The 6638-nt window shown below is 59.0% G+C and carries 5 protein-coding genes and 1 pseudogene; 4 read left to right on the top strand and 2 right to left on the bottom strand.

Translation table 11 applies throughout. The features are described from left to right. Nucleotides 1-409, top strand: a pseudogene (locus AC3A6Y_RS33175) (ISKra4 family transposase); the annotation flags it as partial. A 183-nt stretch (nt 410-592) separates the two neighbouring features. Here the strand turns inward: AC3A6Y_RS33175 and AC3A6Y_RS33170 are convergent. After that, entirely contained in the window at nt 593-1426 is an 834-nt protein-coding gene (locus AC3A6Y_RS33170; protein WP_192322866.1) for an IclR family transcriptional regulator, read from the bottom strand. Nucleotides 1427-1628: 202 nt separating this feature from the next. Between AC3A6Y_RS33170 and AC3A6Y_RS33165 the strand changes: the two genes are divergently transcribed. The 3 genes from AC3A6Y_RS33165 (at nt 1629) to AC3A6Y_RS33155 (ending at nt 4805) form a co-directional block, all read left to right on the top strand. After that, the gene (locus tag AC3A6Y_RS33165; protein ID WP_487872469.1) at nt 1629-2792 is read left to right on the top strand and encodes a CaiB/BaiF CoA transferase family protein; all 1164 of its coding nucleotides are present in this window, start codon (nt 1629-1631) and stop codon (nt 2790-2792) included. Between the two features lie 235 nt (nt 2793-3027). Next, nucleotides 3028-4008 carry a Bug family tripartite tricarboxylate transporter substrate binding protein gene (locus AC3A6Y_RS33160; protein WP_487872468.1) on the top strand — a complete coding sequence of 327 codons (981 nt, stop codon included), beginning with the start codon at nt 3028-3030 and terminating at the stop codon, nt 4006-4008. Beyond that, on the top strand, nt 4005-4805 hold the full coding sequence (locus AC3A6Y_RS33155; protein ID WP_487872467.1) for an enoyl-CoA hydratase-related protein: 801 nt from the start codon (nt 4005-4007) through the stop codon (nt 4803-4805). Before AC3A6Y_RS33160 ends, AC3A6Y_RS33155 begins: the two co-directional genes overlap by 4 nt. Nucleotides 4806-4920: 115 nt before the next feature. Here AC3A6Y_RS33155 and AC3A6Y_RS33150 read toward each other — a convergent pair whose 3' ends face one another. Next, entirely contained in the window at nt 4921-5562 is a 642-nt protein-coding gene (locus AC3A6Y_RS33150; RefSeq protein WP_487872466.1) for an amidohydrolase family protein, read from the bottom strand. Nucleotides 5563-6638: the final 1076 nt, after the last annotated feature.

Raw genomic sequence — 6638 nt, 5'->3', positions numbered from 1 at the left:
TGGAAACGTGATGCGCGCCGACGAAACCTTGTACGACCTGCTCGAAGAGATCGACGGCGTGCGCGAGCAGGACAGGCAAGCTGGGCGGCCGCCCTCGGTCGTGCTGAGGAAACTTGATCGGGCGCTGGATGAATTTGCGATCTACATCGACAACAACGCCGGCGCCATCGTCAACTACGGGGAGAGGTACCGATGCGGGGAGCGCATTGCAACCGGCTTCGTCGAATCCGCGGTCAACCAGGTGATCGCCAAGCGGTTCGTGAAGAAGCAGCAGATGCGCTGGACGCCGCGTGGCGCTCACCTGCTCCTTCAGGTCCGCACGCAGGTGCTGAATGACGAGCTGCGCACGTCCTTCCAGAGGTGGTATCCGGGCTTCGGCGCTCAGGTTCAGCCGCCGCTCGCAGCGTAGCCACAGGGAAAAGATGCTGCGCTGCACACCCCCAGGAAACAGATGCTCTCCTCATCACACTATTCACTCAACTGCGTCCGCGGATCGCGTTCTGCAGACCATCCCTAACGCGTGGAGTTCAACTTTGACGTAGAGCTCGCCGGTATGTTGATTTCCATCCAGAAGTGACCCAGTTGGCCCGAATCAGAGTGAGGTCAACTTTGGCGCTAGAAAATTCGCAAAGTCCTTCAATTGCGGTGCGATTCTGTGCTTGAGCGTTTCCAGATCGAATTCCGCGCTCATGCCCGCACAGGACACCACGTACTTCCAGCCACTTCCAGAGCCGTCGCCACAAGTGCATGCGACCGCGTTGATTCCGAGGCGCCACGCACCAATGCTTGTGCAAAATCGATAGCTGTCCCATTCAGCCTGAGCCGCGCGCATTTCTTCAGCGATCCTGGCCCGGACGTCAGCCGGAAAATTGAGCCATTCCTGTTCGACCTCGTGCTTCTTCGCGTCATCGGACACGGACCAGAAGACTCTGCCCGCCGCCGCCTGCCAAAGCTTCAGCCGAGTCCCGACGCCGGTTCGGACCTGTACTTGCGCTGGGCCCGATGCGTGAGCCACATAGATGACTTCGGAGCCGGCTTGAATATTCAGCGCCACGGTCGACGCTCCGATCTGGTTCGCGAAATCCTGCAGAAACGGCGTTAGCGACTGGACGCCGGCCACGCTGTCCATGACGGCGTAGCTCCATGCCATCGTCGCAGGACCAAGCCGGTATTTCTTGATCGCACTGTCATACACCAGGTGCTTGGTGATGGACAACGTGTAGGTCATCCGCGTCACCGTCGATCTCGCCAGCCCCGTGCTTTGAGCAATGTCCTCGTTGCCCAAAGCGGTCACGTCACGGGTGAACAGCGCAAGGATGTCCAGCCCTCGACTGAGCGCCGTGACGAAGTGTCTCGATTCCTTTTTCTCCTCAAGCGTCGTGCTCAGGTCGGTGAGAAGGTTTGATGTGCGAGCCAATACGTGCATCCCAAGAGCGAAACGATGGCGCGAAGCATACCGGTCACACGCTTGCTGCTTGGACCCAAGCTCAATGCCATGGCAATTACTGCTCTGCAGTAATCATTACTGCGTGTTGACACATAGACAACAGACTTCTTAGAATTTGCTGAAGGCTCAGGGGGCGCCGATCCCGGCACCTGAGGCGACTCGGAGAATTTGGAGACTGGTTATGAGTGGAAAGCAATCTGCGCTTGATGGCGTGGTTGTCATCGATGCGTCACGGGTGCTAGCCGGCCCATACGCTGGTCAGATCCTTGGCGACCACGGCGCAGAGGTCATCAAGGTGGAATCCTTCGACGGCGACGACACGAGGCGGTACGGTCGCCCGGTCGCCGATGGCAGCGCACCCTATTTCCTGGGTCTGAACCGCAACAAGAAAAATGTCGCGCTGGATCTGAGCGCGGACAGCGGGCTCGATACGCTTTTCTCACTCCTGTCGTGCGCGGACGTGCTGATCGAGAACTTCAAGATGAGCACGTGGCGAAAGTGGGGCATCGACGACCTGTCGACCCTGGCCGCCAAGTTCCCCAACCTGGTCCACTGCCGGATTTCTGGGTTCGGGGAAATGGGTCAGATGGGCGGGCTGCCCGGTTACGACGCCGCGATCCAGGCCATGTCGGGTCTCATGAGTACAAACGGCGATCCTGCAGCCAAGGCGGCCCGGATCGGCATTCCGCTCGTCGATGCAGCTACGGGCGTTCAGGCCGCGCTCGGCGTCATGCTTGCGCTTTACGAACGTGAGCGATCGAAAAAAGGACAAATGGTGGAAGCGACGCTGTACGACACTGCGTTATCGCTCCTGCATCCCCACGCGGCGAATGTGCTTTATGGTGGCGAGGCCACGAGGACAGGAAATGGCCATCCAAATCTGGTGCCGTACGACCTCTATCAAACGGCCACTATCCCGATTTTCATTGCGGTAGGCAATGATCGACAGTTTGTGACGCTCTGCCGGCATCTTGGTCTCGAGGATGTCATTCAGGATGCGAAGTACGCCACCAACGTCAGCCGAATAGCCAATCGTGCACAAGTGACCGAGCGCTTGTCGCAGAAACTGGCCGAGCAGGATGGCATGACGCTGTTTTCCCAACTCATGGCAGCGGGCGTGCCTTGCGCTCCTGTACTGACAGTCGACGAGGCCCTCAAGCTGCAACACACCTCGGACAGAGAAATGCTTCTCGATAGGGATGGGTATCGCGGCGTGGGCATTCCTATCAAGCTCAGTCGTACACCCGGACGATTGAGATCGCTGCCGCCGAGCATCGGTCAGCACAACGCCGAAATTCTCGCTCGATTCGGAATCTCCGCAGAGCCGGCGACCACAAGTAGCTGAACGCTAGATCTTCGCGCGCTCAAGGGCTGATTCAGCCACTCACCGTCTCTGCCATCTCTTTCACGCGCATCGCCGACGCGCGCGGTGCGCCCGTTGCGGCAAAACGGAACGGCGTCGGCGCGATTCGGCCATTCAGCCACCGGCATTTGAACGTCGGAAATCGGGCACCACGAAAGCCGCCAGCTCATCGACATTTTTCGCAGGCATTACGTCTACACAACTAAGGAGACTAGCGTTGATCCATCTCAAATACTTCCTGTCAGGCAAGCAGATCGTCATCTCGACGACGTTGGCCCTGCTCGCACTGACAACCTCCGCACAAGAATATCCGAGCAAGCCCATCACTCTGGTCGTCCCTTTTCCTCCGGGAGGCAGCACGGATGTGCAGGCCCGCCTGGTCGCCAAAGGTCTGCAGGAGCAGCTTCGCGCCACTGTCATTGTCGACAACAAGGCCGGAGCGTCCGGTGCCATCGGCACGAAATACGTGGCAAAAGCGGATGCGGACGGGTACACGCTGCTGTTCGGGAGCACATCGTCGCTGGCTGCGGAACCGGTACTGAATGAAAAGGCTGGATTCGATCCACTGAAAGATTTCGCAATGGTCAGTCTGTCGACCGACCTCCCGTGGCTCCTCGTGGTGGAGTGCCAGAAAGGGCCCAAAGACGTCGCGAAACTGATCGAGGCCGCGAAAGCAAGGCCAGGCGCACTCAACTACTCTTCGGTCGGCTACGGCAGTGCCAGCAATTTGGTCGGAGAGATGTTCAATCAAAGCGCGAACATCAAGGCTGCGCACATTCCTTACAAAGGTGAGGCTCCTGCCATCACCGGTCTGATTGGCGGCGAAGTCGAGTACACCTTTGTCAGCCCGGTGGCGATGCCGCATATTGTCAGCAAGCGAATTTGTCCGTTGGCTGTCACTGGAAACTCGCGACTGGCCCTGCTGCCCATGGTGCCGACGTTCAATGAACTGGGCCTCAAGAACATGAACTTCAACGTCTGGTACGGGATCGTCGCGCCCGCAAAGACCCCTGCGAAGATTCTGCAAACACTCGAGCGAGCTTCGATCAATGTGGTCAAGACTCCGGAGTTCGCAAAATCGGTCGCGGCTCTTGGGATCACCGGCGTCGGCACAAGCGGCGCAGCATTTGCCAAGCGCCTGGAAGCCGACCAGGCCGCCATCCGAGCGCTTTCGAAAACTGCGAGGCTCAAGGAATGAGCGACAACAACACGCAGCACTATCAATATTGCGACGTGGAGCAGCGCGGTCATGTCTTGATCGTCACGATCCGTCGGCCCGAGGTGCGCAATGCGCTGCATCGGCCAGCTTGTCTGGAACTCGAAAAGATCTTCGACAGATTCGAGGCTGACCCTTCATCCTGGGTGGCCATCATCACTGGAGAAGGTGACAAGGCATTCTGCGCCGGTAACGATCTCAAGTTCCAGGCTGCCGGTAATGACAACACCTGGCCGCCGAGCGGATTCGGAGGTATCACCGGGCGGGTCAATTTGCAAAAGCCGGTGATTGCCGCTGTCAACGGCGTCGCCCTGGGCGGAGGGTTCGAAATTGCATTGGCGTGCGACCTGATCATTGCATCAGAAGACGCAGAATTCGCGTTGCCTGAGCCACGTGTAGGCTTGGCAGCCATATGTGGAGGGCTTCTGCGGCTCTCGCAGCAGATCGCCTACAAAGAAGCCATGGGGATCATTTTGACCAGCCGGCGTGTCAAGGCATCAGAAGGCAAATCCTTGGGCTTTGTCAACGAAGTGGTCGCGAAGGATCAGGTGCTAGCGACAGCACTGCGGTGGGCAGAGGAAATCCTCAAAGCATCGCCGCCCGCCATCAGGGCCTCCAAAGCGCTTGTGCAAGCCGGACTATCCGAGCCAGCCATGAGTGAAACCTATCCAAGGCAAAAGCAGTTGCCGGCGGTCGCTGCACTCTACGCAAGCGCTGACCGGATCGAAGGCCCAAGAGCCTTTGCTGAGAAGCGAAGTCCAGTTTGGTCAGGCCGATAAGCGTGGCATGAACAATCGCTGACTTCACCTCAGCGTTGCTGAACAAGGCGATTACAGCCAGACAATTCGAGCCGACGATAGAGGAAACCAGCGCTGCGATGTCCCCAGGCGTTTCTTACATACGGCGGATTGGCATGAACGATTCCGAAAATGGATCTGGCTTGTAGCCGGCGGCATTGAACAGATAAGCGCGGGACTCGTCGATCGCGGCGCGCAGTTTTGCTCGATCCACGCCGAGCACGACGCCATCACGTTTGCGCAGCCGCCCACCGATGATGACGGTATCGACATTGCTGCGCTCAGCCGCGTGCACCACAGTACCGATCGCGTTGTTGACCGGGTAGATGTTGAGGTCCCTCGTTCGGATCAGAACCACGTCGGCTTGCTTGCCCGGCGTCAGGCTGCCAGTGCGCTTTTCCAGTCCCGCGGTTGCTGCACCGTCGATCGTGGCAGCCTGCAGCAACCGGGAGGCATTTGTCGATGCCGCCACATCGGGATTGCCACCGTGCCCCAGCACCCGTCGCAGATAGAAGGCCACGCGCATCTCCATGAACATGTCACCGCTGTAGGAGGTCTCGTTATCGACGCTCAAGCCAGGGCGAATGCCATGCTCGAGCGCCTTCTGCCACGCATTCATGCCATCCTCGATGCCGTAGTGGGCATCCGAACGTGGGGTCACGCTGACGCGCACACCTGCTTCGCGCAAGATCTTCCAGGCGGATTCCGGCACCGATGCAGTGGTTGAAGATGTTGTCACTACGTAGCAGCCCCTTGCGGTGCAGGTCCGGAAGTTGGGCTGCCAGGTCGGCGCCAATGAACTCGGTCACGATGACAGCGCCCAGTTCCCGTGCAACGGCCCACTGGTCCGTTTCAAGCTTTGGAAAGGCGTCCATCACGCCAAGTGTCAACAAGCCTGCAGGCCGATTGGCGAGGTACTTGGCATGCAGACGCGCAAGGTTGCCCGGCCAATGTGCCGTATCCCAATCGCCCGCGACCGGCGCCCCGGTGACGTGCACCGCCCGGATGCCTGACTCGAGCAGTGCGTCAACTGCGGCGTCGGAGTGCGCGGCCGTATGCGTCCAGCAACTAGAGATGCAACCGGCAAAGAACTCTGGGTCGGAAGCGCTGAGTTCGTGACCGAGCGCGGCGCGCTGGCCGGCACGACGACTACGGGGCACTGCTGCCTTAGAGCATACGATTCCGCGGCGCATGAATCGTCGCGCAAACGTCCGCGCGTATCACGCGCAAGAGCATAGTTGATTGACGGCTTACGCTGGCCCAGCCGTCTCCCGTCCCCGATCTGCACGCGCGGCCAGCGGCGTATCACCGTGGGGTCCGAAAGCCCTAGTGCCGTGGCTGCGCCGCTGAGGCTGCCTTGCTCCGAAACCTGGGCACACAGCGATTGCTTGGTGAGCTAATCCAATTTTCCATCTCAAGGAAATGTGATTTCCAGAAATTTCGCTTTGCACACGATCGATGAATTTATAGAGTGCAGTTCATCGCTCACGCCTAAGCAGAACATGCGAACCCTCGATCAGACAACCTCATTCAAATTGGCGATCGCCAGCTTCGAACTGGTGGGCTTGCCTAGTCTCCTAGACTGCATCGGCTCATGAAGAGCATCGCGCAGAAGCTCAGGACCGAGCTGGAGTCTGCAGCGCAGACGCTCTAGGGACCTACACATGATCACTATCCATGCGGTCGATTTCGCGTGCGAAAGCTGAACGTCGAAGATATTTCGGCAGCAGTTCGCAACCGCACAACTCATATCAGCAAAAGGAAGCGGGTGCCGCCCCGCGGTGCGCATGCGTGCGCGCGCTTCTTCTATACCCG

The sequence above is a fragment of the Variovorax sp. Soil_C_17 genome, from assembly GCF_057657265.1.
This window is presented reverse-complemented; position numbering and strand designations above follow the sequence as displayed.